General features: G+C 57.9%; 16 protein-coding genes. 14 read left to right on the top strand and 2 right to left on the bottom strand.

Features of this window, described 5'->3' with window-relative positions; genetic code table 11:
• Positions 1-273 precede the first annotated feature (273 nt).
• The 14 genes from OSO_RS0133605 to OSO_RS0133530 all read left to right on the top strand — a co-directional run bounded on the left by OSO_RS0133605 (position 274) and on the right by OSO_RS0133530 (position 21,857).
• The gene (locus OSO_RS0133605) at positions 274-1,329 is read left to right on the top strand and encodes an AAA family ATPase (protein ID WP_010587255.1); all 1,056 of its coding nucleotides are present in this window, start codon (positions 274-276) and stop codon (positions 1,327-1,329) included.
• Positions 1,295-2,206 carry a DUF58 domain-containing protein gene (locus tag OSO_RS0133600; protein ID WP_010587254.1) on the top strand — a complete coding sequence of 304 codons (912 nt, stop codon included), beginning with the start codon at positions 1,295-1,297 and terminating at the stop codon, positions 2,204-2,206. Before OSO_RS0133605 ends, OSO_RS0133600 begins: the two co-directional genes overlap by 35 nt.
• A 105-nt stretch (positions 2,207-2,311) precedes the next feature.
• Complete coding sequence (locus OSO_RS0133595) at positions 2,312-4,588, top strand: N-terminal double-transmembrane domain-containing protein (protein ID WP_010587253.1); 2,277 nt, start codon at positions 2,312-2,314, stop codon at positions 4,586-4,588.
• A 123-nt stretch (positions 4,589-4,711) separates the two neighbouring features.
• Positions 4,712-7,165 carry a VWA domain-containing protein gene (locus tag OSO_RS0133585; RefSeq protein WP_010587252.1) on the top strand — a complete coding sequence of 818 codons (2,454 nt, stop codon included), beginning with the start codon at positions 4,712-4,714 and terminating at the stop codon, positions 7,163-7,165.
• A gap of 14 nt (positions 7,166-7,179) precedes the next feature.
• Positions 7,180-9,705: an AI-2E family transporter gene (locus OSO_RS0133580; protein WP_010587251.1), complete on the top strand. Its 2,526-nt coding sequence runs from the start codon at positions 7,180-7,182 to the stop codon at positions 9,703-9,705.
• A 39-nt stretch (positions 9,706-9,744) separates the two neighbouring features.
• Positions 9,745-11,685: a coiled-coil domain-containing protein gene (locus tag OSO_RS0133575; protein ID WP_010587250.1), complete on the top strand. Its 1,941-nt coding sequence runs from the start codon at positions 9,745-9,747 to the stop codon at positions 11,683-11,685.
• Between the two features lie 674 nt (positions 11,686-12,359).
• Positions 12,360-13,646: a complex I subunit 1/NuoH family protein gene (locus OSO_RS0133565; protein WP_010587248.1), complete on the top strand. Its 1,287-nt coding sequence runs from the start codon at positions 12,360-12,362 to the stop codon at positions 13,644-13,646.
• Positions 13,643-14,272, top strand: coding sequence for an NADH-quinone oxidoreductase subunit J family protein (locus OSO_RS0133560; protein WP_010587247.1), 630 nt, complete (start codon positions 13,643-13,645; stop codon positions 14,270-14,272). Before OSO_RS0133565 ends, OSO_RS0133560 begins: the two co-directional genes overlap by 4 nt.
• A 51-nt stretch (positions 14,273-14,323) precedes the next feature.
• A complete protein-coding gene (gene nuoK, locus OSO_RS0133555; RefSeq protein WP_010587246.1) occupies positions 14,324-14,635 on the top strand; it encodes an NADH-quinone oxidoreductase subunit NuoK in 312 nt (103 codons plus the stop codon).
• Positions 14,636-14,812: 177 nt separating this feature from the next.
• The gene (gene nuoL / locus OSO_RS0133550) at positions 14,813-17,203 is read left to right on the top strand and encodes an NADH-quinone oxidoreductase subunit L (protein ID WP_010587245.1); all 2,391 of its coding nucleotides are present in this window, start codon (positions 14,813-14,815) and stop codon (positions 17,201-17,203) included.
• 59 nt (positions 17,204-17,262) lie between these two features.
• Positions 17,263-18,849 carry a complex I subunit 4 family protein gene (locus tag OSO_RS0133545; RefSeq protein ID WP_010587244.1) on the top strand — a complete coding sequence of 529 codons (1,587 nt, stop codon included), beginning with the start codon at positions 17,263-17,265 and terminating at the stop codon, positions 18,847-18,849.
• 58 nt (positions 18,850-18,907) lie between these two features.
• The gene (locus OSO_RS0133540; protein WP_010587243.1) at positions 18,908-20,521 is read left to right on the top strand and encodes an NADH-quinone oxidoreductase subunit N; all 1,614 of its coding nucleotides are present in this window, start codon (positions 18,908-18,910) and stop codon (positions 20,519-20,521) included.
• A gap of 57 nt (positions 20,522-20,578) precedes the next feature.
• Positions 20,579-21,013, top strand: a complete 435-nt coding sequence (locus OSO_RS0133535) for a hypothetical protein (RefSeq protein ID WP_010587242.1) — start codon at positions 20,579-20,581, stop codon at positions 21,011-21,013.
• A 67-nt stretch (positions 21,014-21,080) separates the two neighbouring features.
• Positions 21,081-21,857 (top strand): TatD family hydrolase, encoded by a 777-nt coding sequence (locus OSO_RS0133530; RefSeq protein WP_010587241.1) that lies wholly within the window; start codon positions 21,081-21,083, stop codon positions 21,855-21,857.
• Between the two features lie 64 nt (positions 21,858-21,921).
• Here OSO_RS0133530 and recJ read toward each other — a convergent pair whose 3' ends face one another.
• Both recJ and OSO_RS0133515 read right to left on the bottom strand, forming a co-directional pair.
• Positions 21,922-23,682 carry a single-stranded-DNA-specific exonuclease RecJ gene (gene recJ, locus OSO_RS0133525; protein ID WP_010587240.1) on the bottom strand — a complete coding sequence of 587 codons (1,761 nt, stop codon included), beginning with the start codon at positions 23,680-23,682 and terminating at the stop codon, positions 21,922-21,924.
• Between the two features lie 199 nt (positions 23,683-23,881).
• On the bottom strand, positions 23,882-24,913 hold the full coding sequence (locus tag OSO_RS0133515; RefSeq protein WP_040593638.1) for a DUF3500 domain-containing protein: 1,032 nt from the start codon (positions 24,911-24,913) through the stop codon (positions 23,882-23,884).
• Positions 24,914-25,358 lie beyond the last annotated feature (445 nt).

The following is a 25,358-nucleotide window of genomic DNA, read 5'->3' as shown; positions in this document are numbered from 1 at the left end:
GTCACTCCCTTTTTTGTCTGAGAACGACGCGTTCCAGCAGATTCTGCCCATCAGGTGACGCGAACAAGCGTATGATGGGACGATTCAATGGGTTACCGAAACTCGGACCCGTACCGGAAAAAGTGTCACAATGTCTGGAAACGGCTCGCCCGGCGACACGACGGATCGAGGGATTCGTACGTGAAAACTGAATAGCGGGGGTCGCGTCCGGTTCCGCCAGCCGCTAGCATGCGCTGGAGAAATTCATACGCCAGTTGAGGAGACCGCGTCGTCATGAGCGACCCCGTGTCACAGCCCGAGATCGAAGCGTCCATCGCCAAACTCGGCCAAGCCTATCGGTCGATTCGCGAACAGATGTCCAAAGTCATCGTCGGCCAGGATCATGTGATCGAGCAACTGCTGATCGCCTTATTCAGTCGCGGACACTGCCTGCTCGAGGGGGTGCCCGGCCTGGCCAAAACGCTGATGATCAGTTCATTGGCCCGCTGCCTGTCGATGAGTTTCGCTCGAATCCAGTTTACACCTGACTTGATGCCGGCCGACATCACCGGCACCGACGTGCTGCAGGAAAATCGCGAAACCGGCAAACGCGAATTCCGTTTCATCTCGGGCCCCTTGTTCCACAACATGGTGCTGGCGGACGAAATCAACCGCACCCCGCCCAAAACCCAGGCGGCATTGCTGGAAGCGATGCAGGAACGTCAGGTGACCGTCGGCCAGATGCGCCACGTCCTGGCCGACCCCTTCTTCGTGCTGGCGACCCAAAATCCGATCGAACAGGAAGGAACCTACTCGCTGCCCGAAGCGCAGCAGGACCGGTTCATGTTCAAAGTCTTCGTTCGCTATCCGTCGTTCGAAGAAGAGCGTCAAATCGCCAAACGCACCACGTCCGTACAGTCCGACGAAATCCAGACGGTGCTCGACGCGAGCGAAATCCTCGCGCTGCAGCGGTTGGTCCGGCAGGTTCCGGTCAGCGATCATGTCGTCGACTATGCCCTGGCGCTCGTCCGACAAACCCGTGTTGGCGAAGCGGGCATCCCGCAGTTCGTCAGCGATCAACTGAGCTGGGGTGCCGGTCCACGCGCCGTGCAATTCCTGCTGCTGGGCGGTAAAGCACGTGCCCTGCTGAATGGCCGGACATATGTGTCGACCGACGACATTCAGGCACTGGCGGCCCCCGTGCTGCGACATCGCATCGTGGTCAATTTCTCCGCTGAAAGCGAAGGAATCACCTCGGACCAGGTGGTCGAGCAGTTGATCAAGTCGACCCCCTCGAAGGAAGGTGAACTGACACGTGACCCAAACCTCGCGAAGATTTTTGCCGCCTGAGGCGGTCGCTCGCATCGCGCGACTCGAAATCCTGGCGCGGAACGTCGTCGAAGGGTTCCTGTCAGGATTGCACCGCAGCCCCTACCTGGGTCAGTCGATCGAGTTCGCGCAGCACCGTGAATACGCGCCCGGTGATGACATCCGTCGGATCGACTGGAAGGTCTGGTCCAAGACCGATCGCTATTACATCAAACAGTACGAAGAAGAGACCAACCTGCGGACGACACTGCTGGTCGATCTGTCCGAATCGATGCTCTTCGGTTCCGGCCCCTTGACCAAGTACGAGTACGCCTGCCAGATCGCCGCGGCGCTGTCCTACATGCTGCTCAGGCAACAGGACTCGGTGGGCATCACCACGTTCGATGATGAAATCCGTGCCCGCGTCCCCGCCAGCAGTAAACAGAACCATTTGCATGCCATCCTGGCTACGCTGGATCAGCAGAACCCTGCGAAAAAAACGAACCTGCAGCGTCTCTTGGCCCAGGTTGTCGATGAACAGACACGCCGCGGGCTGATCGTCGTCATCTCGGATCTGTTCGTCGATCGTGAAGGACTTTTCAAGGGCCTGAAACAACTGCGAACGCGCGGTCACGATGTCATGGTGATGCATGTCATGGACGACCAGGAACTGGATTTCAACTACGCCGGAACGACGAAGTTCGAAGGAATGGAAGAGATGGGCGACCTCGTCTGTGATCCCCGATCATTACGGGATGGTTACATGCAGGCCGTGAAAGCCTTCGTCGAAGATCTGCATCGAAATTGCGCCAAGCAGATGATCGACTTCCAGACCATTCGGACCAGTCAGCACCTGGATGCCGCACTTTCGTATTACTTGACACATCGGGTCGGCATGCGACAGTCGGTGCGAACGTGACCCAGAACTCGACGCGGTAAACCCCGCCCGAAGCCTTCCGAGAATGCGAAACGCAACTTGTAACGGCCAGAAATGACGACGTAACGGCCCCGAGACGAACACGACATGACAGCCTGGCTCGCTAATCACTTCTTCAATCCCACCTTCGTCATGGGAGGAATGTGCCTGATTGCGTCCCCGATCATCATCCATCTGATCAATCGGATGCGATATCGGCGAGTTCGCTTTGCCGCCATGGAATTCCTGCTGCAAAGCCAGCAACGCAATCAACGACGGCTGCTGATCGAACAACTGCTTCTGCTCTTGCTGCGAATTCTGATCGTGATCGGAATCGTCCTGCTGATATCACGGCTGATTCTCGATCCGGCACAAATGTCGGTCTTTCGTGGCGCTCAGTCGCATCATGTGGTCTTGATCGACGACAGCCTGTCGATGCGCGACCGTTGGGCCGAAACCAACGGATTTACTCAGGCCGTCAAGATCGTCAATCAACTCGTCGCGGGCGGTGCGCAACTGCCCAATACGCAAAAACTGACTTTGATTCGCCTGTCCGAACCCGAACAGCCGTTCTTCGTCGAACGCAATGTCAACGAAGATTTCGTCACGGAACTGGCCTCGAAACTCGATCCGCAGACGTTCAAGTGCACGCATCAGGCACTCGATCTGGCCACGGGCCTGCTGGGCGCGAAAAAACTGCTGGCGGGAGAAAAAGGAACCATCCAGCACCTGCATGTGATCTCGGATTTCCGCGAACACGATTGGCAGGATCAGAAAGCGATCACCTCGGCCATCGAAGAACTGTCAACCGCGGGAGTCTCGGTGAATCTCGTGCGCGCCGTCCCTGAAACGCATCCCAATCTGGGAATCACCGACTTGTCGGGTGAGATCCAGGTGGCCGCCGTCGATGTACCCCTGCGAATGCGGGTCGCCGTCAAAAATTTTGGCGATCAAGTGGCCGCGGATGTCCGAGTCTCGATCTTCGACAACGCCGAAAAGTTGCCCACGACGGTCGTCTTCGAGAAAATCGACGCCCGAACCGAAGTCACCCACGAATTCGAAGTGCGGTTCTCGACACCGACGACGCACCGGCTACGCGTGACCCTCGAACCCGACGCACTGCCCGAAGACAATACCCGCTCATTGGCCGTCGATGTCGCCCGATCCGTTCCCATCCTGATCGTCGACGGCGATCCCGCTGGTGAAGACGCCTCGTATCTGGCGGACGCGATCGCCGCAGACCCCAAAGCCACCGGCTACAACGCCACGGTCGAGAATGTCGAATCGCTGCGCCGCCGTCCGCTGGAGGGATTCGCCTGCATCTACCTGCTGAACATTGCCGAGCTTCCTGCGGATTCTGTCGATGCCGTCGAACGATTCGTCGCGGCCGGGGGCGGGCTGGGCTGGTTCGTCGGTGATGCCATCAAGCCCACGTTCTACAACGAAGCCCTGTTCCGCAAAGGCACCGGGCTGTTTCCCATCCCGCTGGATTCCGCACCAAAAGATCTGCCCGTCGATCCCACGTCGACAGGTGCCGACCTGCGAACAGCCCGACATCCGATGTTTCGAATTTTCGCCGGTGAAGATAACGCACTGATCAATCTGGTCCGGATCTTCCGCTACTTTCCAACCGCCAAAGACTGGGTGCGGGATGATCAGCAGCGAAAAGACCGCGTGAAGACGATCGCCACATTGCGAACTCAAGATCCACTCTTCCTTGAACATCCCTTCGGCAAAGGACGTATTGTCACCTGCCTGACGACCGTTCAACCCGACTGGAACAACTGGGCCACCGACAACAGCTATGTCGTGGTGCAACTGGAACTCGCAAAATATCTGGCGCGGACGGATCGCAACCCCGAACACCGCTTCGTCGGCGAACCGATTACCCTGTCGCTCGACCCGGTCGAATACTCGGAAACCGTCGAGATCCTCACGCCGGGAGATGAAGGTGACCGCACAACGCGACTTCAGGCCTCGCCCGAGGTCAACGGCGGCGAGACTTCAACGAGCGGCGACGCGACCAACAAGCCACATCGACTGACGGCAACATTCGACGAAACCGATGAACCTGGCATTTATACAGTGAGACTGCTGAGACAAAGTCAGGTCAGCGAAGACCGCCTGATCGCTTATAATACCGTCCCGACGGAAGGGGACCTGGAACTGTCGTCGACGACAGAACTTCGAAAGCGTTTGGGTAACCTTTCTGGAATCACGATCCAGGAATACGGGCAACTCGACTGGGTGGAAGGACGCGAAGCCGGGTCGGAAATTCGTCGCTGGCTGGTTTCGCTGTTGTTCCTCCTGATGCTGGTTGAACAAGCGTTCGCGTATCGGCTCAGCTACCATCCACCACGCGGAAAAGTGGCCTCCCACAAATAAATGAAGATTCCAATCGAGCAAAAAGCAAAAAAACAGACGATTCGAAACGGAATTGTGCACAACAGACGCGTCTCATTGCGAACCATCGCCGTGACGATCGCGATCAACAGATGAAACGTATTGATGTTTGATTCGGTCACGAACTCCCTGATTCCCCTTTTGGCCGCTGCCGATGCGGCGACGCTGACCGTGCGCGAGTTTGATTGGCCTGTCACCCCGCTGGGATGGCTGCTGCTGATCGGCGGCACAGCGGCCGTCTTCGTCTGGACGATCTGGCTCTACCTCCGGGATTCCGCCGACTTCTCACCGTTCTGGAGGATCTGGCTGACGACGCTACGACTGGCCACACTGGCCATGGTGCTGATCATCGCCCTCAATCCCTCAGACAGAACCCAGAAGCAATCGTACCGATCTTCGCGCGTGGCGTTCCTCGTCGATACGTCTCTCTCGATGCGGCATCCAGCCGACGGTCCGAGCGAATCGGGAACCATCGCCCCGGGACTCTCGCGAACCGATGCCATCAAAAAGCTGATGGCCGACTCGCCCATCATCGAAACGCTTCGGAAACAACATGAAGTCAGTCTGTTCACATTTGATTCGGCCCTGAGCGGACCGCATCGTGTGTTCCCGCGGATTGTGGAGCCCAGCCCCGCCGCCAAGGATCCCCGCTCAAACCCCGAACCGCCGCTTGATTGGGACGAAGTCCTGCGGCCACGCGGGTTGGAATCACGGCTGGGTGAGAGCTTGACCGAACTCATCCGACAGGCGGCCGGACGCACGCTCTCGGGAATCGTGGTCCTGACGGACGGTGTCTCCAATGCGGGCATCGATCCGACCACCGCACACGACCGCGCTTTGGCCGCCAAGGTCCGCCTGATTGCGGTCGGAACCGGTACGACCGACCAACCCGTAAATCTGGCTGTCTCAGAGATCGCCGCACCAACCGATGTGCAGATGGGGGACCCGTTCGAAATCACGGCGTTCATCCAGGGAAATGGACTGGCAGGCCGTGAAGCCAACGTCGAACTCTTGATGACGTCACCGGGTGAGACCGAGCCGGTCAGTGTCGAGAAAAAAACGACGATGCTTCCTGAAGATGGGCTGCCGGTCGAAGTCAAATTCTCACGCAGTCCGACGCAAGCCGGTCGTGTCACCTACATGGTGCGAACGTCCACTCCAACTCGAATTGCAGAGTTCAATTCACAGGACAACGAACAATCGTTCAGTGTCAATGTGTTCGATCGCCCGACTCGCGTGCTGCTGGTGGCGGGAGGCCCGATGCGCGACTATCAATTCGTGCGAAACCTGCTTTTCCGGCACAAGTCGTTCGATGTCGACGTCTTCCTGCAAACGGGGACACGGGGAACCAGCCAAGAATCGAACGAACTGCTGGCTTCGTTTCCCGACAATCGCGAACGGCTCTATGAATACGACGTCGTGATGGCGTTCGATCCCGACTGGAAAGCGATTCCCCCCGATTCGTTCAAGCTGCTTTACGACTGGGTCAGCCTGGAAGGTGGGGGTTTGATCCTGGTTGCGGGAGACGTCAACACGCCAGCATTGGCTGGGATGAGCGACCCCAACAACACTGGCGCCGGTGACGAACAATTTCGACCGCTGCTGGATCTTTATCCGGTGATGCTCAGTTCCTACTTCAGCGCCGCGCGCTTCGATCAGGATTCCAGCCAGCCCTGGCCCGTCCAATTCACAAAAGAAGGACAAAGCCTGGGCTTTCTGCAATTGACTGACGATCCGATCACGTCGGCCGCCCGGTGGAAAGAGTTTCCTGGCGTCTTCCGATGCTATCCCACGAATGGACATAAGGCCGGCGCCAAGGTCTATGCGAATTTCTCACGCGTTGACGCCGAACCGCCGGTCCTGATGGCGGGCCAGCCGATCAACAAAGGGTTCGTGTTCTACCTGGGCAGCGCTGAAATGTGGCGATTACGCGCCGTCAGCGAAGACGATTACGACCGCTTCTGGATCAAAACGATTCGCGAAGTCGGTCAAGGTCGCGCCAAACGCGGAACCAAGCGGGGCTTGCTCATGCCCGACAGTCACAAACTGCTGATCGGACAGACGGCACGTGTCCGCGCCCGGGTCCTTGACGCCAAATATGAACCGCTCGACATCGCCACCGTGACCCTGGAAGTGTACGACCCCACGGGGCGGCCGCTGACGCCCCCGCGTCAATTGCGCCGCGACCCCAGCAGCCCCGGAATCTTCGTCGGCGATTTTCGCGTCAGCCTGCCCGGCACCTATAAACTGGAACTGAACCTGCCGGATTCACGTGAGCAGGTGACCGACGAAATTGTGGTCGCCCTGCCCAAATTAGAGGATGAAAACATCCGCCAGAATGTCAGACTGTTAACGGATCTGGTCCGTGATACGGGAGGGCAGTATCTGACGCTGGCAAACGCCGCCGAAGAACTTTCGGGATTATTGCCCGATCGAGGGGAACAGTTCTACGTGCCCGAGCGTCTCAGAACGTTGTGGGATCGAGACTGGGTGATGTACCTGATGGTCATCCTGCTGTCCGCCGAGTGGCTCACGAGAAAATTGTTGAAGCTGGCCTGACCGGTATCGAACCCATGACGAACCCCAATTCACTGCCGATCGAAACCAAAACACTGCTGAACGATCTACGTTCACGGATCCGCATGTACGTCTTGTGGGAGGGCCTGGCACTGGTCGTTGTCGTGCTCGGAACGATCTTCTGGCTCAGTTTTGCCTTCGACTGGGCCTATTTTCACCTAAGTCATCTTGAACTGCCGCGTTGGTTTCGCGCGACGGTGCTTATCACTGGCATCGGACTGGTCGCGGCCGGAGCCTTCTCGTGGATTGCCTTGCGGCTGTTCCGCAGTTTTCGCACCAAGGCGCTGGCGCTGATTCTCGAACGACGCTTCCCAGAGCTCGACGACCGGCTGATCACCGCCGTCGAAGCGTCCGAAGGTCTGGTGGAAACACATTCCCCCGTTACGGCCGCGATGCTGCAGCGAACGCTAACCGACGTGGCGCACACTGCTCGACAACTTGATCTGGGATCCGTCTTTAACCATCGACCACTTCGACGCGCGGCCATCGTCGCCGTGGGACTCGTCGCTTCGATCCTGGGCCTGATGGTCGTCGATTCGTCCGCGATGGAACGCTGGGTCGCCGGGTATCTTAGCCTGCGTGATGGGTACTGGCCGCGCGAGACAAACCTGGTCCTGAAAGTGATCGTTCAGCCCGGCGACCGGGTGCGAGAATTTGTCGACGGACGGTACCGCCACCCCAAAGGTGGCGACCTGTCGCTGGTCATCGAAGTCCCGGAAGGAAAGACGCCGCCCGATCGAATTCGACTCGACACGCGGATGGGCCGTGGGCTGACACAGATCTATCTGACGCCGTCCACCGACCACGCCTTCCGGCATACGATCGTGGGACTGATCGAAGATACCAGACTCTGGGTCTCGGGCGGTGACTACACACACAGCGCGCCGTATACCGTCGAGGTTGTTCCGCCGCCGGAAGTGAAACAGGTCATCCTGCATAGCCTATACCCCGCATACACCGACCTCAATCTGCTCGAGAACGGACAGTTCGTCCGCACGCCGAACGAATTGAAAGGTTCACAGATTTCGCTGCCGCTGCAGACGGATCTGCTGATGGAAGTCGTGGCGAACAAGCCGTTGCAGCGAGCCCGATTGGAAGGCGACGCCGGGGCTGATCGTTGGGAAATCGAACTGGGAACAAGCGACGCGGGACTGGCCTCGGCCTTCATCGTCCTGAAATCGCAGGAAGGGCGACCACAAGTCCGGGTGCCGTTGCCCCCACTGCCCGCGGGTATGTCGACGGCCGATTCACGAATGGCTTTCACGATTCCGTTCCTGCTAGTCGCCGACGGTGCGACGGTACTGCCCTCCGTTGTCCGCGCCGCAGCCGAAAGCGGCCAACCACTGACTTTGCCACTTCCGTTACCGCCCGACAGCCTGCTGCGAATCACGCTCGAAGACATCGATCAAATCGCGAGCCCGGCCCCCATTCGGTTCGCCATCAACGGAATCGTCGATCAACCGCCGCTCGTGGAAACAAAGCTGAAAGGCATCGGCACCTCGATCACACGCAAAGCCCGGATTCCAATCGTGGGCACCATCACCGATGACTACGGGATCGCCTCCGCCCAGTTCGATTTTCGCGTCGATGACGCCTCCGCATGGCAGCCGCGGCTGCTTGCCGCACCGCCGGAAGGGGAACCGCGTGAATTCACGCTGCAGCGAAGCGAAAGCGAAGCCTTCGAACGATTCGATGTCCAACCGCTCGATCTGTCGATCAAGCAGCGGCTGACATTGACCGTCGCCGCAATCGACGACTGCGCCGTTCCCGGCCCTTCACCCACAGGCGTTCCAACGACTACCGCCCCCCACGAGACCGCCGCCACGCCGCCGACGACCGCTCATCGCACGCAGGGACTGAAATATATCTTTACGATTATTCCCGAAGAAGAATTGCTCTCGATGCTGTACGGCCGCGAACTGGGCCTGCGTAAACGCGTCGAACAGATCGTTGTCGAAACGAAAGAATCGCTCAAAGATTTGCAGACGCAGCACGATAAGCTTCCGGAATGGTCCAGACTGAAATCGTCGAATGTGTCGCCCGATGACGACCGCCTGAAGGCGATCCTGCAGGGGCTTAACGCCGCCGCAGACCGGTCGTTGCATGGGATTCGCAAGAGTGCCGTCGAAAACGCCGGTGTCGAACTGGCGTTCGGCGAAATTCGTGAAGAACTGATCAACAACGCCGCCGATACCCCCGCCATGCTCGAACGGCTCGACGTCCGAATTCTCGGACCGCTGAATGCGATCAACACGAAAAATTTTCCCGGCGTCGATGGCGCGCTGGGCCTGTTCAAACTGGCACTCGATAAGAACACCGATCCCGTCGGCGTGCTGGAAACATCAATCGCCGAAATGACGACGTTGATCCAAAACCTGGAGCGGGTTCTGGGCGAGATGCAAGAACTGGCCCGGTTCGATTCAGTATTGGAAGATCTGAAGAAGACGATCAAAGCCGAAATGGATTTGCTCGAAGAAACGAAACGAAAACGCAAAGAGAAAGCCATCAGGGCGCTCGAGTAAACCAGACTCTCACACCGGCGACCTGCAGAGGACCTCGCGATGCCATTCACAATCGACGGTCGAATCCAATGGACGGCACTTTGTTTGACGATGCTCGTCTCACTGACCTCGTTGGGGTTCTCCGCAGACGACACGCCCTCGCCCGCAACCGATCCCGCAGAAGCGCCCACGAATCTTGCGGCGACCCAAGAAGCGATCGAGATGAAGTACCGACGCTTCGAAGGCACGCTTCAGCAATTGAGCGAGTATCTGCGCAAGACGGACCCGGCCCGTGCCGAACTGCTCGTCCGCGCGATCGGACGCAGCAAGGAAGGCCGCATTCCCGAACAAATGCAAAGCCTGACAGATCTGCTCAAGAAGGACCAACTGGGCGATGCAGTGGAGCGGCAAGAACTGGTCGTCGCCGAACTGCAGTCACTGCTCGAACTGTTGATGAGCGAAGCGCGTAAGGATGACCTTGAAATCGAAAAGAAACGAATTCAAGACCTGATCAAAGATGTCACCAAGCTGATCGGCAAAGAAAGCGAAGCCCGGGCCGAGACCGAACGCGGCAGCCAGATTCCCGATCTGCAAGACCGTCAAAAGCAAATTGCGGAATCGACACAGAAGCTCGTCCAGAAAATCCAGTCGCAAGACGCCGCCAAGAAGGCCGCCAAAAACGACAAGGGCTCCAAGCCTTCCGAAGAATCCGATCAATCAAAGCCGGGTGAAGGCGAATCCGACGCAGAAAACTCCAAGGACAAACCCAAAGCCGAGTCCGACGAAAGCGAATCGCCGAAAGGGGACAAAAAGCCCAAACCCGGTGAGGGAGAATCGGGCAAAGGGAAACCGTCGGATCAGAAGCCGTCAGACTCTTCGGACGACGACAAGAAAGAGCCGAACGAAAAGAAGCCCGGTGACGAAAAACCGTCTGATGACGACAAGCCCAAGCCAGATCAATCCGACTCGGAAGAGAAGGACGATTCCAAAGGTGGCAAATCCCAGCAAGGGAAGCCCTCCAAATCGAAACCCAAAGACGGGAAGCCGCAAGAGGGCAAACCGTCCGGAAAGCCTCAAGAAGGACAACAACAGGATCAGCCTCCACAAGACCAGCCCCCGCAGGACTCGCCCGATCAGCAAAATCAGGCTCAAGAGGAACAGGACGAGCAGCAGAAGCCCTCGGATAAAACGCCCGGTCGTGACGAGCTTCAGCGGGCGAGACAAGAGATGGACCGAGCCATCGAGGAACTGAAAAAGAACAACAAAAAAGGGGCATCGGACAAGCAAGATAAAGCGATCGCCGAATTGATGAAGGCGAAAGAGAAACTTGAAGAGATTCTCCGGCAGGTGCGCGAAGAAGAACGCGAACTGGTGCTGGCTCAGATGGAAGCCCGTTTCCGCGACATGCTGCAAAAGCAAGAAATCGTCTACAACGCGACCTTGGCAATCCATTCTATTCCGCCTGAGACGCGCACCGACCGTCATCGCAACCGTTCCGTCGAACTGGCGCGAAACGAGGACGAAATTGCGGTCCTGGCAGCGAAAGCTCTGACCTTGCTCAAAGAAGAAGGCTCGTCGATTGCGTTTCCCGAGGCGGTCGAGCAAATCCGCGACGACATGCTGACAATCGCTCGCCGGTTGGAACGCGTCGATGTCGGCGAGATCACGCAGAACATTGAACAGGATACGATTGAAAGCCTGAAGGAACTGATCGAATCGCTGCAGAAGGAACTCGAAAAACTCAAGGACAAGAAACAGTCCCCACAACAACAGCAACAACAGCAGCAGCAACAATCGGGACTGGTCGAAAAATTGGCGGAAATGAAGATGCTGCGTTCGCTGCAATACCGAGTCAACCGCCGAACCAAGCAGTTGGGACGATTAGTGGAAGGCGAGCAAGCCCTCGATCAGGACGTGCTGACTCAACTTCGCCAGCTCTCCGATCGCCAGGCCAAGGTCCAGAAAGCAACGTACGACCTGTCGATTAAGAAAAACCAATAGGGTTCTGTTGCCCGTTCGTTCCTCGTTCAGTCCCTCATGTCCCTCGTTACCAATTCCCTGTTGGTAACCCTTCGTTCCCTCGTTACCAAGCTCCCGCTTGGCAACCCTTCGTTCCCTCGTTACCAAGCTCCCGCTTGGCAACCCTTCGTTCCCTCGTTACCAAGCTCCCGCTTGGTAACGCCTCATGTGATCTCGTTTTCCGTCAAGCAAAAAAGTGGCCTGGGCCCCTCGCACGCACCTCCTCGATATCAAAAATGCACAGGACAGACCGCGCCAGATGCCGCCGCGATGGGAAAATGCGTGTGAAGAGGCGTTACCAAGCGGGAGCTTGGTAACGAGGGATACGACCGAGTGAGACGAACCACGGATACAAGAAACGAGGTCGGATCCGAACGCAAACGCATTTCGGATCACCAGGCTCCATGAGCGAGTGCGCCTCAACCACACGGACATGATCAAGTGTGGATCTCATAATTCCCCTCTGTGTTCGACGCCGATTTCCGCGACGAACTGTCCCATCGCCTCAAGTTCAAACCCCGTGAGGAACTTCTCATTGATGGGAATGAATTCGAAAGCCGCGCGGATGGCTTGAATCGCCAATACCCTTCTGGCATAGTTGGCCCGCCCTTCGCGGCCTCTCGCGCCGATGGTTCCGTATTTGTAGGGACACATAAATGAACGGCCTACTTGCTGCCATCACCTTGCAAGAGTTTTTGGCCAACCTGGTCCAAAGCCTCTCGCAATTCGTGCATGTCTCGTTGAAGCCCGAGACATTGCTCTTGGTGGCCTTCTTGCTTGCGGCATTTGTCCACGCGGCACTCCTGCTCGGCCTGTTCGCTGGCCTTCCCGTGTTTTACATCTGGCTTGAACGTAAAGTCGCGGGCCGTATCCAGGACCGTCTGGGCCCCACCCGCGTCGGGGGAAGCTTCGGCTGGCTGCAAACGATTGCCGACGGCATCAAACTGATCCAGAAAGAAGATCTGGTGCCGGAAGATGCCGACAGCCTGATCTTCCGAATGTCACCCTATCTTGCCACGATCGCCTCGTTTGCGGCCTTCATGGTACTGCCGCTCGCCGATGGATGGATTGCCGTTTCGGCGGAATGCGGTGCGTTTCTGATTCTGGCCCTGATGTCACTCGAAGTACTCGGCATCATTCTCGCCGGATATTCCAGCGGCTCAAAATGGGCGCTGTTCGGCGCGATGCGTGAAGCGGCCCAGATGGTGAGCTACGAGATTCCTCTAGCAATTTGTGCGCTCATTCCGCTGATGATCGCCGGTTCACTCAATTTCCAGGTCATCGGACGGCTGCAGTCGGGCTGGTTCTGGAACTGGTTTATTTTTCATGACCCATTCACGTTCGTGGCTTTCTTCTGTTACTTCACCGTCGCCACCGCCAGCGTGAAGCGCGCTCCGTTCGATCTGGCGGAAGCCGAGAGCGAGCTGGTAGCCGGTTTCCACACCGAATATAGCGGGTTTCGCTGGTCCATCTTCTTCCTGGCCGAATACTCGAGCATGTTCGCCGTCAGTGCCGTTGCAGCCTTGCTGTTTCTTGGCGGCTGGAACACCGGGATCGGCTTGATCGACGATCTGGTCAACAGCCTGCGTGGCACTGCCGATGGATTCCTGGGAATCGAAGGGTTTTCACTCGGAACCTATCTCGCCAACCTGTTTGGTGCGATCGTGCTTGTAAAAAAGGGGTGCTTGCTGGTGTTTGTGCAGATTTGGGTGCGGTGGACGCTTCCTCGACTGCGAATCGACCAGGTGATGACGACCTGCTTGAAGTATCTGGTACCGATCAGTTGCTTCCTGTTCCTGATGGCGGTGCTGTGGCCGCTGGTGCTGGCTTCGACGATGTCTCGACCGGTGGCCTTTGGGCCTGCTTTGGGCGAAAAATCGGTGTCTCATGCGACGACGTCCGCGGTTCCTGTCGCCTCTGACGCTCAAGGGGTGATCCGATGATCGAGCAACTGTTATTCTGGGTCTTCGCGACACTGTCCTGCGGCGGCGCCGTGGCGGTCGTCGCCACGCAGAACGTCGTGCGAATGGCCTTCTGGCTGGTCGTGTCGCTCGGATCGGTCGGGGCCCTGTTCTTCCTTTGCGACGCCGATTTCCTGGGCTCGGCCCAATTGCTGATCTATGTCGGCGGAACGGTGGTTCTGCTGGTGTTCGGGGTGATGCTCACCGCCAGTGGCCCCTACACGCAGATTCGCACCAACCCGGCCGAAATCTTCCTGGGAGCGTCCGTCGGACTGCTGCTGCTGTTCGTCCTGGTGACTTCCATCAGCAAAGTCGATTGGAAAGAGGCGGCCGAGCGCCTGCCACCATCCCCTTCGATGGCGGCCGCTGCAGAGCTGGCCCCCGCGGCCCGTCAACAAGGCAATACGGTCCGGCAGTTGGGACTCAGCTTCATCGGACTGCGTCCGGATCGGAATCTGAACCAAGACAGTCAGATGAAGTTGGCTCCAGGCTTTCTGTTGCCGTTTGAAATCATTTCGATTCATTTATTGGTCGTGTTGATCGGAGCCGCATACTTGGCGCGGGCAAAGCGTCGCGTCGTGGTGGACGACGGACGAGAATTCAATTGATCGGAGTCTTCCGGAAGAACGAGCGTTTGCGTTCGGGAAAGAAATGCGATCATGGGTGAAGTTGGCCTGAACTCGTACTTGATGGTTGGAGCGGTGCTCTTCGTGTGTGGCGTCGTCTGCATGGCCACAAAACGGAACGGCATTGGCGTGCTGATGGGAGTTGAACTCGTTCTGAACGGGGCCAACGTCAATTTCGTGGCGTTCTCTCGCTACACCCCACTGGGTCTCGACGGACAAGCAACGGCACTTTTCGTCATCGTTCTGGCCGCGGCGGAAGCGGCCGTGGCCTTGGCGATTGCACTGAACTTTTACAACAATCACCTGTCAATCGATGTCGACCGCGGAGACGAACTGCACGGGTAAGCCCGACTGTTCGTGGTCAATTCGTATCGATCGGTGGTGGTCTCAGTTGGTTCTCCCTGACATTTTGTTCTCGGTCGCAAGTGGTTTGACAGAACGTCTTTTCCGACGATCCTTTGCTCAACGACTCGTTCACCCAGTAAAACTTCCGCCCGGTAAAACTTCTTCAGTGACGGAATTATGCCTGAGACCAAAACTGGTGAGATTCTGATGCTCCTGCTAACGACAGCCTGGTTGCTGCCGTTGGTGGGCTTTGTCATTGAAATGTACTGGTTACGCTGGTCCCATCGACTCAGCAAAGGTGCGGCCGTCTGCGCGGTGGGTTGTATCGGTGCCGGATTCGTCTGCAGCTTGTCGGCCCTGCTGGTCTGGGGAAGCGCGACGCACTGGTCGGCCCTCTCCGCACCCGAACACCATGCCGATTCTTCGCATGCCGCCACGCCACACGATGCCGCTCATGAAGAAGCCGATCATCATGCCGACGGACACGCGGCCGAAGCGCACGCGGGAACACACGCGTCATCGCCCCCCAAATACTACGCCGGGACGCTGTACGAACTGGGTCGATTCGGCAAGCTCCGCCTGTCGCTCGACTGGTACATCGACAGCCTGACGCTGGTGATGTTCACAATGGTGACCTTCATCGCCACCTGCATTCACCTGTTCGCCATGGGCTATATGCACGACGAACTGACGGAAGAATATGAAGATCACGAAGTGCATCTGCACAACGGTGGTCATTTCAGCCGCCCCGGACGATTCCACCGCTTCTTCGCGTATCTCTCGCTGTTCTGCTTTTCCATGCTGGGACTCGTGCTGGCCGGGAACATCTTCCAGGTGTTCATCTTCTGGGAACTGGTCGGTCTGTGCAGCTACCTGCTGATCGGCTTCTACATCGAACGCCAGTCGGCCAGCACCGCCGCCAATAAAGCGTTCATCATGAACCGCGTCGGCGATTTCGGGTTTCTGATCGGCTTGATGATTCTCTGGACCTCGCTCGGTACCTTCCAGTTCGCCGATTCATCCCTGAACGACACGCATGAAGCGGGGCTGTTCACGATGATCCGGGGACACGATGGCAAGCTGGATGTGTCCGACGACGGCAAGCAGGTCTACCTGCACGACGCCGAGGGACACCGGGCCACGCAAAACGGACAGCCGATGACGATCAGCTACATGCTGCTGGTCGCCGCCGGGCTGGGCGTCTTCGCGGGAAGCATCGGTAAGAGTGCTCAGTTCCCACTGCAAACATGGTTACCCGACGCGATGGAGGGACCGACGCCGGTATCCGCACTGGTGCACTCGGCCACAATGGTCGCCGCCGGTGTGTATCTGGCCGGACGGTTCTATCCGATGTTCACCCCCGAGGTTCTTCTTGGAATTGCCTACATCGGCTGCATCACACTGTTCATCGCAGCCACGATCGCGGTCGTCGTCACCGACATCAAACGCGTGCTCGCCTACTCTACCATCAGCCAACTGGGCTACATGATGCTGGCGATCGGCGTTGCCGGCTGGGGCGCGGGGCTGTTCCACCTGGTGACACACGCGTTCTTCAAGTCGCTCATGTTCTTGTGCTCAGGCAGTGTGATCGCCGGATGCCACCACGTGCAGGACATGACGCGCATGGGCGGGTTGCGGCACAAGATGAAGATCACCTGTTACACGATGCTGGTCGGGGTTGTGGCCATCGCCGGTCTGGCGATTCCGGGTACTTCCGCTGGCTTCTCGGGCTTCTACTCAAAAGATGCGATTGTCGCCTCGGCCTTGGCCTACACGGAACGGAATCCCGGTCACTTCCTGCTGTTCATTACGCCATTGGTCACCGCGGGAATCACGTCGTTTTACATGTTCCGACTGTGGTTCATGACATTCTGTGGGCAACCTCGGGACGCGCATGTCTTCGAACACTGCCATGAAAATCCGCGGATCATGACCTATCCGTTGATCGCGTTGGCGGTCTTCGCCGCGGGATGTGCCTGGCCCGGTGAGAGCGGTCCGCTTTACCGATTGATCGCGGGCAGCGAAACCGTTCCGGCCGTCGAACGAGTGCTCTCGAGCGGTGCCTCGCAGGTGACCCTGCCCAGCCAGCACGATGTCCATAAAGTTCACAAAATTGCGGGTGTCCTCGCGTTGATCGCCGCGTTCCTGGGGATGGGAGTGGCCTATCTGCTGTATGTGAAGAAGAGTGTGAATCCCGCCGACATTCGCAAGCAATTCTCGGGCGTCTACGACTTCCTGATCGACAAATGGCGGTTCGACACGTTGTATGATGTGATGTTCGTCCAACCCGTGCACGTCGTCTCCGCGTGGTGCGTCAGCTTCGACCGCTGTGTGCTCGATCCCATCCTGCACGCCTCCGCAAATCTGACGGTCTACGTGTCACGCTGGGATCGCAAATTCGATGAAACAATGGTGGATGGACTGGTCAACCTGCTGGGGTCGGTCACGTATTCGATGGGTTCGTCGCTGAAAGCCGTGCAGACAGGACGAATCCGGCAGTATGTCATGTGGATTGGCGTGGGTGTCGTGGTGCTGTTCGGGGCCCTTTTCACCGCAATTCCGAAGTAGAACTGATTTCTGTCGACCGCGCAGTTGGTGGCAGCACGCTTGAGGAAGCAGAGTTCAATATGGATCCGGAAACGCTCCTGACATGTATCGTTTTTCTGCCCGCGGTATGGGCGCTCTTGCTGCTGTTTATCGACAGCAATGCGAAGGAATTCATGCGTTACTGGGGTGTCATGGGCACGGCCCTGACATTCCTGTTTACGCTGATGCTCTGGGGGCAGTTCAAGCCGACGGAATCCGGTATTCAGTTCGAACTGGTCAGAGAGTGGGTTCCAACCTGGAACATCTACTTCCGACTGGGCGTCGACGGAATCAGTCTGCCGCTCGTGGTCTTGACCGGATTCGTCTGCTTGCTTGCCTCACTGGCGTCATGGAGCATCGAAAAGAACTTCAAAGGCTACCTGATGCTGTTTCTGATCCTTGAAACAGGGATGATGGGCGTCTTCCTGGCACTCGACTTCTTCCTGTTCTACGTCTTCTGGGAAGTCATGCTGCTGCCGATGTACTTCCTGATCGGGATCTGGGGGGGACCACGGCGCGAGTACGCGGCCATCAAGTTCTTCCTGTATACGCTCGCAGGGTCGGTCCTGATGCTGATCGCGATGATCATGTTCTACTTCAACAGTGGTCGCAGCTTTGACCTGATCTACCTGGCGAAAATCGCCGCGGGCAATGGCGGGACAATTCCTCACTTCGACACCACGATGCAGGTCGCCGCCTTCATCATGCTGTTCATCGGCTTCGCGATTAAGCTACCCTCGTTCCCATTCCACACCTGGTTGCCAGACGCACACGTGGAAGCTCCAACGCCGATCTCGATGATCCTGGCCGGGGTGCTGCTGAAGATGGGTGGCTACGGCATCATCCGCATCGCGTTTCCCCTATGCCCTTACGGTGCCCAATACGCCGCCTACTTCCTGGTGGGGCTGGGTGTCTTCAGCATCATCTACGGTGCGTTTGCGGCAATGGCCCAGACGGACTTCAAACGACTGGTCGCCTACAGTTCCGTCAGTCACATGGGATACGTCCTGCTGGGGATTGCGGTCTGGAAGATCACCGACGGCAAGACGATTGGCCGTGACTACTGGACCATGGGCATCAACGCCGCGATGTTCCAGATGGTCGCTCACGGGATCTCGTCCACGGGCATGTTCTTTATGGTCGGCGTGCTCTACGACCGCGTGCATCATCGCGACATCAACAAATTCGGCGGAATCGCTCAGGTCATGCCCCACTACTCCGGCCTGGCGGCCGTGATCTTCTTCGCCGGTCTGGGTCTACCCGGTCTGTGCGGATTCGTGGGTGAAGTCCTGTCGGTGCTCGCCTGCTGGAACTTCAGCCCGCTGCTGGCCATTGTGGCGGCCGCCGGTGTGATCCTGACGGCCGGTTATATCCTGTGGACCTTGCAGCGCGTGTATCTTGGTGCCGAGTACAAGGGACCGCATCCCGAAGCGCTCGTCGAAGCGAATCCTCGGGAACTGGCGATCGGATATACGCTGGTCGCTTTCGCAATCCTGTTTGGTGTTTTCCCGAATCTGTTGTTTGCTCCGATGCACGGTTCCATCGAATCCCTGACGAAGTCTCTGGAGACCTCGTACGAGACGGTGTATTCGGCAGCTCCCGCGGTTCAGGCCGCTCAGTTGCCATGACGTCTGGTTGTCGTTGATTCGTCTGATCCGCAAGTCGCTTACGTGATCGCCATTCCTCATGGATTTCCAAGCACTTTTACAGCAGTTCCTGAACGGTGGTGTGGCTGGTCAAGCTTCCACCCTCCAATCACTGGTGCTCTTTGCGCCGGAACTGATCCTTTCGGGCTCGATCGTGCTGATGCTGCTGGCGCGGCTGACGAGTCTTGATCGTGTGATCCCCACCCACTGGATCGCACTGTTCGGCAGCATGGCAGCATTCGTCACCGTGCTGTTCCAGTTCTGGGAAATCAGCCAACCCGGCGCCGAGTCGGTGCAGATCTTCACCGGCCTGGCGATGCACGACCCGTTCTCGATCTTCTTCCGCGGCTTTTTGACGTTCTTCCTGGTGTTCGTGATCGTATTGACGGTGCTGACCGGCATCCCCGATGACGAAGACGCTCCCGATTTCTACTCGCTTCTGTCCGGAGCGGTCATCGGGATGATGCTGATGTCGAGCGCCAATCATCTGCTGATGATGTTTCTCGGGGTCGAGATGGCCAGCGTGCCCAGCTATGCGATGACCGGCTTCTTGAAAGGACGCCGCCAAAGCAGCGAGGCCGCATTGAAGTTCGTCATTTACGGTGCAGGCGCCGCCGGGGTGATGCTGTTCGGCATCAGCCTGCTCGCAGGACTTTTGGGCACCGCCGAGTTCCCGGAAATGGCATCACGGTTTCAGGCCGTGTTTGCAGGCCACTCCAGCTACAACGATCCGACAATCCGCTACATGATGCTCGCCCTGCTGATGATTACGGTCGGCTTTGCGTTCAAGCTGTCGCTCGTGCCATTCCACTTCTGGTGCCCCGACGCCTTCCATGGTGCCTCGGCAGAAGTCGGCGGCTTCCTTTCAATCGCCTCGAAGGCCGCCGCCTTCGCGCTGCTCGTGCGGTTCTCGCTGAGCCTGACGGGCGACGCGACGGGCCCCTCGCAAGACTTGGCACTGACATTCGGGTTGGGTCTCGGCTTTCTGGCGTCGATCACCGCCACGTTCGGAAATCTCGCCGCGTATTCCCAGCAGAACATCAAACGAATGCTGGCCTATTCCACGATCGCCCATGCGGGCTACATGCTGATGGCAGTCTCGGCACTGCTGGTTCTGAAGAGCGGTGCGATGGGTGCCGAATCGGGACAACGCGCCATCCAGGGTTTGCTTTATTACCTATGCGTTTATCTGTTCATGAACCTCGGTGCCTTCGCGATCGCCGCGCTGATTCGCAATCAAACGTTCTCAGAAGAGATCGAAGATTACAAAGGTCTGGCACAACAGGCCCCGCTGCTGGCGGTCTGTATGGCCATCTGCCTGTTCAGTCTGGTCGGCATTCCACCGCTCGGTGGATTCTACGGCAAGGCCTTCATCTTTATGGCTCTGTACGATGCCACGCAGGTGCACTGGTTCATGTGGGTGGTCTTAATCGCGGGCGGTGTCAACACGGTGCTCAGCCTGTTCTACTACCTGCGAGTCGCCAAGTTCATGTGCATCAGCGAACGCCCCGCGGGCAGCACACCGGTCGCTCTGCCAGTGGCGTCCTCTTCAGGAGTCTTCGTCATGCTGCTGTCGGGCATGGTGGTATTTCTGGGAATCATCATCAATCCGCTCTCGAAAGTCGCTCTGCATGCGGCGCGTGCGTTTTTCTAAGAGCGACCGACATTGTTCAAAGTTTGGTTTGGTTCACCTCGCGGCTAGATATCATTCATGGCACACGTTCAACACAATGCGAAACTGAACCAGTTACAGATCGACATCGGCCGCAGCCTGCTGCAGTATGTTGGTCACTGTTCCACCTGGTCGAGCCGCTCCGAAGCCGCCCTGCAGGAAGAATTCACGTCACTGGTCGCGACTCAGCAAGAGCATGTCGCCCAGTTGTCTGACCTTCTAACCGAACGCCGCTGGCCGATCGATTTCGGCGGATTTCCCGCCAGCTTCACCGACCTGCACTTTCTCTCGCTGAAGTATCTGCTAAAACTGATTCTTGTGAACCAGAAGGCCGTGCTGGTTGAACTCGAGGAAGCCACGCATACCTGCGTGGATGATCCCGAAGCAGTACAACTGATCGAACAGGTCCTGGCGTCCGAACGTCAACTCACGGAACGGTTGCAATCGCTGTCGACCGTGGGCGCAGCGGCTTGAAACAAGCCGTGTCGCGCGGCGATCCGGCCTGCCCGTCGATCGCCAACGTGATAAAAGGACCGCTTTCGTGGAATGGATTGATACCCATTGCCACCTCGACGAAGACGCTTTCACTCAAGACTGTGCTGACGTCGTTCAGCGCGCAGTCGACTCGGGCGTCGTGGCGATGGTGGCGATCGGGATAACACTGGAAAGCTGTCGGCGAGTCATTGAATTGACAGAGCGATTCCCGCAGGTTTACGCCACGGTCGGATTGCACCCCAACTACGTCTCGGCGGCCGCACCCGGCGACTGGGAGCAAATCGTCGAACTCGCCAAATCGCCCAAAGTCGTCGGACTGGGTGAAACGGGCCTCGACAAGTACTGGGATCATTCCCCCCTGGAACTCCAGGCCGACTACTTCGATCGGCATCTCGCCCTGTCGCGCGAAACCGGTTTGCCGTTCGTCGTGCATTGCCGCGAATCCGAGACCGAAGTCGTCGCACAGCTCCGCCGCCAACCTCAAGACCAGCCGCTGAATGGTGTGATCCATGCCTTTTGCGGTTCGGCCGACATGGCCACGATCTGCCTGGATCTGGGACTGTATCTCGGTTTCGGCGGCATGGTGACCTTCAAAAAGAACGAGGCACAGCGACAGGTGGCAGCAGGAATTCCCCTCGACCGCGTCCTGATCGAAACCGACGCGCCGTATCTGGCACCCACACCGTTTCGCGGCAAACGAAACGAACCGGCACACGTCCGCCTCACCGCCGCATGCCTTGCTGAAATTCGCCAGACGAGCAAAGAAGAGATTGCCGACGCAACGACCGCCAACGCACGTCGCCTCTTCCGACTCCCCGGCTGACCCCACCATCCGATGGTTTCAATCACGCCATGAGCAAATTCCTCGTGGCGTGATTGTGACGACGTCAAACGGCAACGCCCGCGGCAGCGTGCTCCGGTTGCCAGTCGATCAGATGGAATTCCACGCTTTCTCGCCCCTGAAAGCGATTGATCGTCGGCTGGAAGCAGATCGAAATCGGGCCGCCGTGCCCTGCGATTTCATCTGCCCAATCGCCCTTACCAAAGGCGACACCACGCATCTTCTGACCATACTGCTTGACGAAAATCGACAGGTGCCGCTCCCCTTCCCCCATCTTCTTCGGAGGTGACGCGAGTTCCACGTTCGACGCGACAAAGATCGGCCGGGGATTGGCCGCACCAAAGGGACCCAGGCGTTCCAGTTCGGTCACCGAACGAATCGTCAGGTCACTCAATTGGACTTCCGAGTCGATCTGCAGTTCCGAGGCACCGGGCGCCGCCACATGATTCTCGCGCACATGGCTGACAAAGGCTTGGCGGAATGCATCGATCGCATCCATGCGAATCTTCAACCCCGCCGCCGCATGATGACCGCCGAACGTTTCAAGATGATCGCGGCACGCCAACAGCCCCGAATGCAGATTGAACCCCGCAAACGAACGACCTGACCCTTGAGCGAATCCGTTCAAACCGCCCAGCGCAATCATGATCGTCGGACGTTGGAAGTGCTCGGCAACACGCGTGGCCACGATCCCAATCACACCCGGGTGCCATTCGCAATGCGACAACACCAGCGCCCGATGGTCGGCCCATTCCGCATTCTCTTCGACAAGCTCTTTCGCCTGCTTCAGCATCTTCCGCTCGACAGACTGTCGATCTTTGTTCAACCCGTCGAGGTACGTCGCCAGGGCCACCGCACGATCTCGATCGCTGGTCGTCAGCAGTTCCACGGCCAAACGGGCCTGTCCCAGTCGACCGGCGGCATTGATCCGCGGTGCGACGGCAAACGCGATGTCTTCCGCCTGCAGCGTGCCCTTGTCCGACACCTTCGCCACCTTCAGCAATTCCTGCAGTCCAGGGTTGGCGCGATCGAGCAGGCTGGCCAGACCAAAATGCACCAGCACTCGGTTCTCGTCGATCAGGGGCACGACGTCGGCGATCGTGCCGATCGCGGCCAGACCGATGGCGCTGAGCAGAAATTCGCGCATCCGCGGTGACGCTCGCTTGCCGTCACCCATCCGCGCACAGATGGCCCACGCCAGTTTGAACGCGACACCGACTCCGCACAGTTCGCCGAAGGGATAGCTTCCCGGCAGTCGTGGATGAACCAGCACGTCGGCCTCGGGCAACGTTTCCGACGGCGTGTGATGATCGGTGATGATCAGTTCGAGCCCCAGTTCCCGCGCGAGGGCCGCTTCGGTGCAACTGGTAATTCCGCAATCGACGCTCACCAACAGGCGCGTCGGGTCTTCAGAATGAAGCTGCCGAATCGCATCGCAATTCAGCCCGTAGCCTTCTTCCATGCGTGAGGGAATATAATAATCCACCTTGGCGCCGATGAGCTGCAAACAATGCCACAGCAGGCTTGTGGCCGTCACACCATCGACGTCGTAGTCACCATAGATCGTAATCCGTCGTTTGGATTGTACGGCGGCCACAATCCGATCGGCAGCAGCACTCAACCCCGGCAAAAGCTCTGGGTCGTGCAGCGTCGTCAGCTTTTTGGCGAGATAATTCTCGGCCGATTCCAGCCGTTGATGTCCACGTGCCACCAAAACCTGCGCGATCAGCGCCGTGACCTTCAAGCGAACACTAAGATCCTTCACGTACGCACGATCGTGCGTCGCGATTCGCCAGGTTCGATGCATCCCGTGACCCCATTCCTAATTCCGAACGTCGTCACCGACGATCGCTTGCCTCAACAGCGTGACCAGATCCGTCCGAAACCGGTCTGGTCACGCTGTGATTATCGTTTACTCAATCAACTTCTTTTTGCCGGACGTTCCAATGTCGAGACCTCGCCGAGCGAGACCTTAACAGTCAGAACCCCGATCCATCCATCCAGTCTCAACCGCGTGCCGAAATCTTAACCGAGGGATCGTCTGCAATGTTCACCCAGACATGAACATGCGGCGTGCCGCGGTAGTGCCAGACGAACGACGGCCCTTCCAGACGCCAGTTGTCCCATTCGCCGTCGTTGCCGAGATCGCCCGATTTGTAGAACGCCAGTCGGCAACGATCCAGCCCGCCCTGAGCCTGAAGGCACTTGCGAACTTCTTCACGGTCCGACGTCCGGTACGGTTCAACCAAAGCGTCCAGCACCTTCTGGGCGTACTCTTTCTGGTCGGACGACAGTTCGCTGATGACGATCCCTTGTGGTTTCCCATCGGGGCCGCCGAAATGAACCAGACTCTCTTTAGGAGCCACTTCGACCAGAGCCTCGGCCCGCTGCTTGCCATCCAGCATCTTGTACAGGCCATTTGCCTTCTGAGCCTGATACCAGAAGACATTGCCGGGATGCCCAACCTCTTCATTGAACGACGACGCGGCATGCCCGTAGAAGATCGGACCGCCGAACGCGACATGCTCGGTGCTGTCGCCATCACAACGAATCGTCAGGTGACGACCGGTCATGACGAACTCAAATTTGCCAGTTCCCGGTTCGCCAAAAATGGCGATCGATTGCTCTTTGCCGTATCCGTCGGCGTCGTCTTTCAACTGCTTCTTGATCCGGTCGTGCCAATCAGGTGCGTACAACCCCCAGAACAGGGCCTCGATCATTCCTTGCTGATCGGCCGTGTAGAAATTCGACGAGATCTTGTGATCGCCGGTAATCTGCCAGTTGTTCGAGACGTGCGTCCGCAGCAGACCACGGTCATCCGTGTGATTCCAATCAAAACAGATCTCTTCCTTCTGAGCGGGCGTCAGCGACTCGTACAGTTTCTTGACGAGTGATTCCGAATTCGGCTTGGCGTCGTCCGCCGATCGTCCCAATCGCGGCAAGGCGGCGACGGCCGTCACGGCACCGACCGTTTGGACGAATCCTCGTCGAGAAATCATAGGCGGCATGCCATTCGAGCAATCGGGGCACTCATTCATGGTGATCTCCAGAGAAAACAAGGTTTGAGCCCATCGGGCTTCGTCCCACATGGCGACAGACATTCCAGATGACATCGCCCCTGACACTCTGCCGCGGAAATTTTCACGTCCCCATCGGCATCATCAACTTCGGGGAATGGGCACTCTGCGGCGACTCGATCCCCCAGCGGACCAATCCAAGTTGGATTCATCCCGCACCACTAGTATGCACTCTTGAACCGTCGAAACAATGCCGATCCTGAAATCCCGCCAACCAACCTGAATTACCTGTCCCCTTCTTGCAACAGGCCGTGAAGCCCACATTTCGCCTCACGACGTTCTCTACGTCTTCTCTGTGTCTCCCCGTCTCTGTGTCTCGTTCAAATCCCATGTGACACCAATTCAAAGTTGCTCCCAATGGGTGCCAGCCATCGTGCAAACCAAGGTGAAAACCGATCCGATCGGC

It is taken from the genome of Schlesneria paludicola DSM 18645, from assembly GCF_000255655.1.
In the GTDB taxonomy this organism is placed as follows: domain Bacteria; phylum Planctomycetota; class Planctomycetia; order Planctomycetales; family Planctomycetaceae; genus Schlesneria; species Schlesneria paludicola.
The sequence above is the reverse complement of the archived record's forward strand: the minus strand, read 5'-3'. Positions and strand labels throughout refer to the sequence as shown.

Coding starts and splice junctions, on each gene's coding strand:
- OSO_RS0133545 (WP_010587244.1), top strand. CDS start 17,263: ATGGATCCGGAAACGCTCCTGACATGTATCGTTTTTCTGCCCGCGGTA.
- OSO_RS0133535 (WP_010587242.1), top strand. CDS start 20,579: ATGGCACACGTTCAACACAATGCGAAACTGAACCAGTTACAGATCGAC.
- OSO_RS0133565 (WP_010587248.1), top strand. CDS start 12,360: ATGAACGGCCTACTTGCTGCCATCACCTTGCAAGAGTTTTTGGCCAAC.
- recJ (WP_010587240.1), bottom strand. CDS start 23,682: ATGCATCGAACCTGGCGAATCGCGACGCACGATCGTGCGTACGTGAAG.
- nuoK (WP_010587246.1), top strand. CDS start 14,324: ATGGGTGAAGTTGGCCTGAACTCGTACTTGATGGTTGGAGCGGTGCTC.
- OSO_RS0133540 (WP_010587243.1), top strand. CDS start 18,908: ATGGATTTCCAAGCACTTTTACAGCAGTTCCTGAACGGTGGTGTGGCT.
- OSO_RS0133585 (WP_010587252.1), top strand. CDS start 4,712: ATGTTTGATTCGGTCACGAACTCCCTGATTCCCCTTTTGGCCGCTGCC.
- OSO_RS0133560 (WP_010587247.1), top strand. CDS start 13,643: ATGATCGAGCAACTGTTATTCTGGGTCTTCGCGACACTGTCCTGCGGC.
- OSO_RS0133605 (WP_010587255.1), top strand. CDS start 274: ATGAGCGACCCCGTGTCACAGCCCGAGATCGAAGCGTCCATCGCCAAA.
- OSO_RS0133575 (WP_010587250.1), top strand. CDS start 9,745: ATGCCATTCACAATCGACGGTCGAATCCAATGGACGGCACTTTGTTTG.
- OSO_RS0133595 (WP_010587253.1), top strand. CDS start 2,312: ATGACAGCCTGGCTCGCTAATCACTTCTTCAATCCCACCTTCGTCATG.
- nuoL (WP_010587245.1), top strand. CDS start 14,813: ATGCCTGAGACCAAAACTGGTGAGATTCTGATGCTCCTGCTAACGACA.
- OSO_RS0133580 (WP_010587251.1), top strand. CDS start 7,180: ATGACGAACCCCAATTCACTGCCGATCGAAACCAAAACACTGCTGAAC.
- OSO_RS0133515 (WP_040593638.1), bottom strand. CDS start 24,913: ATGAATGAGTGCCCCGATTGCTCGAATGGCATGCCGCCTATGATTTCT.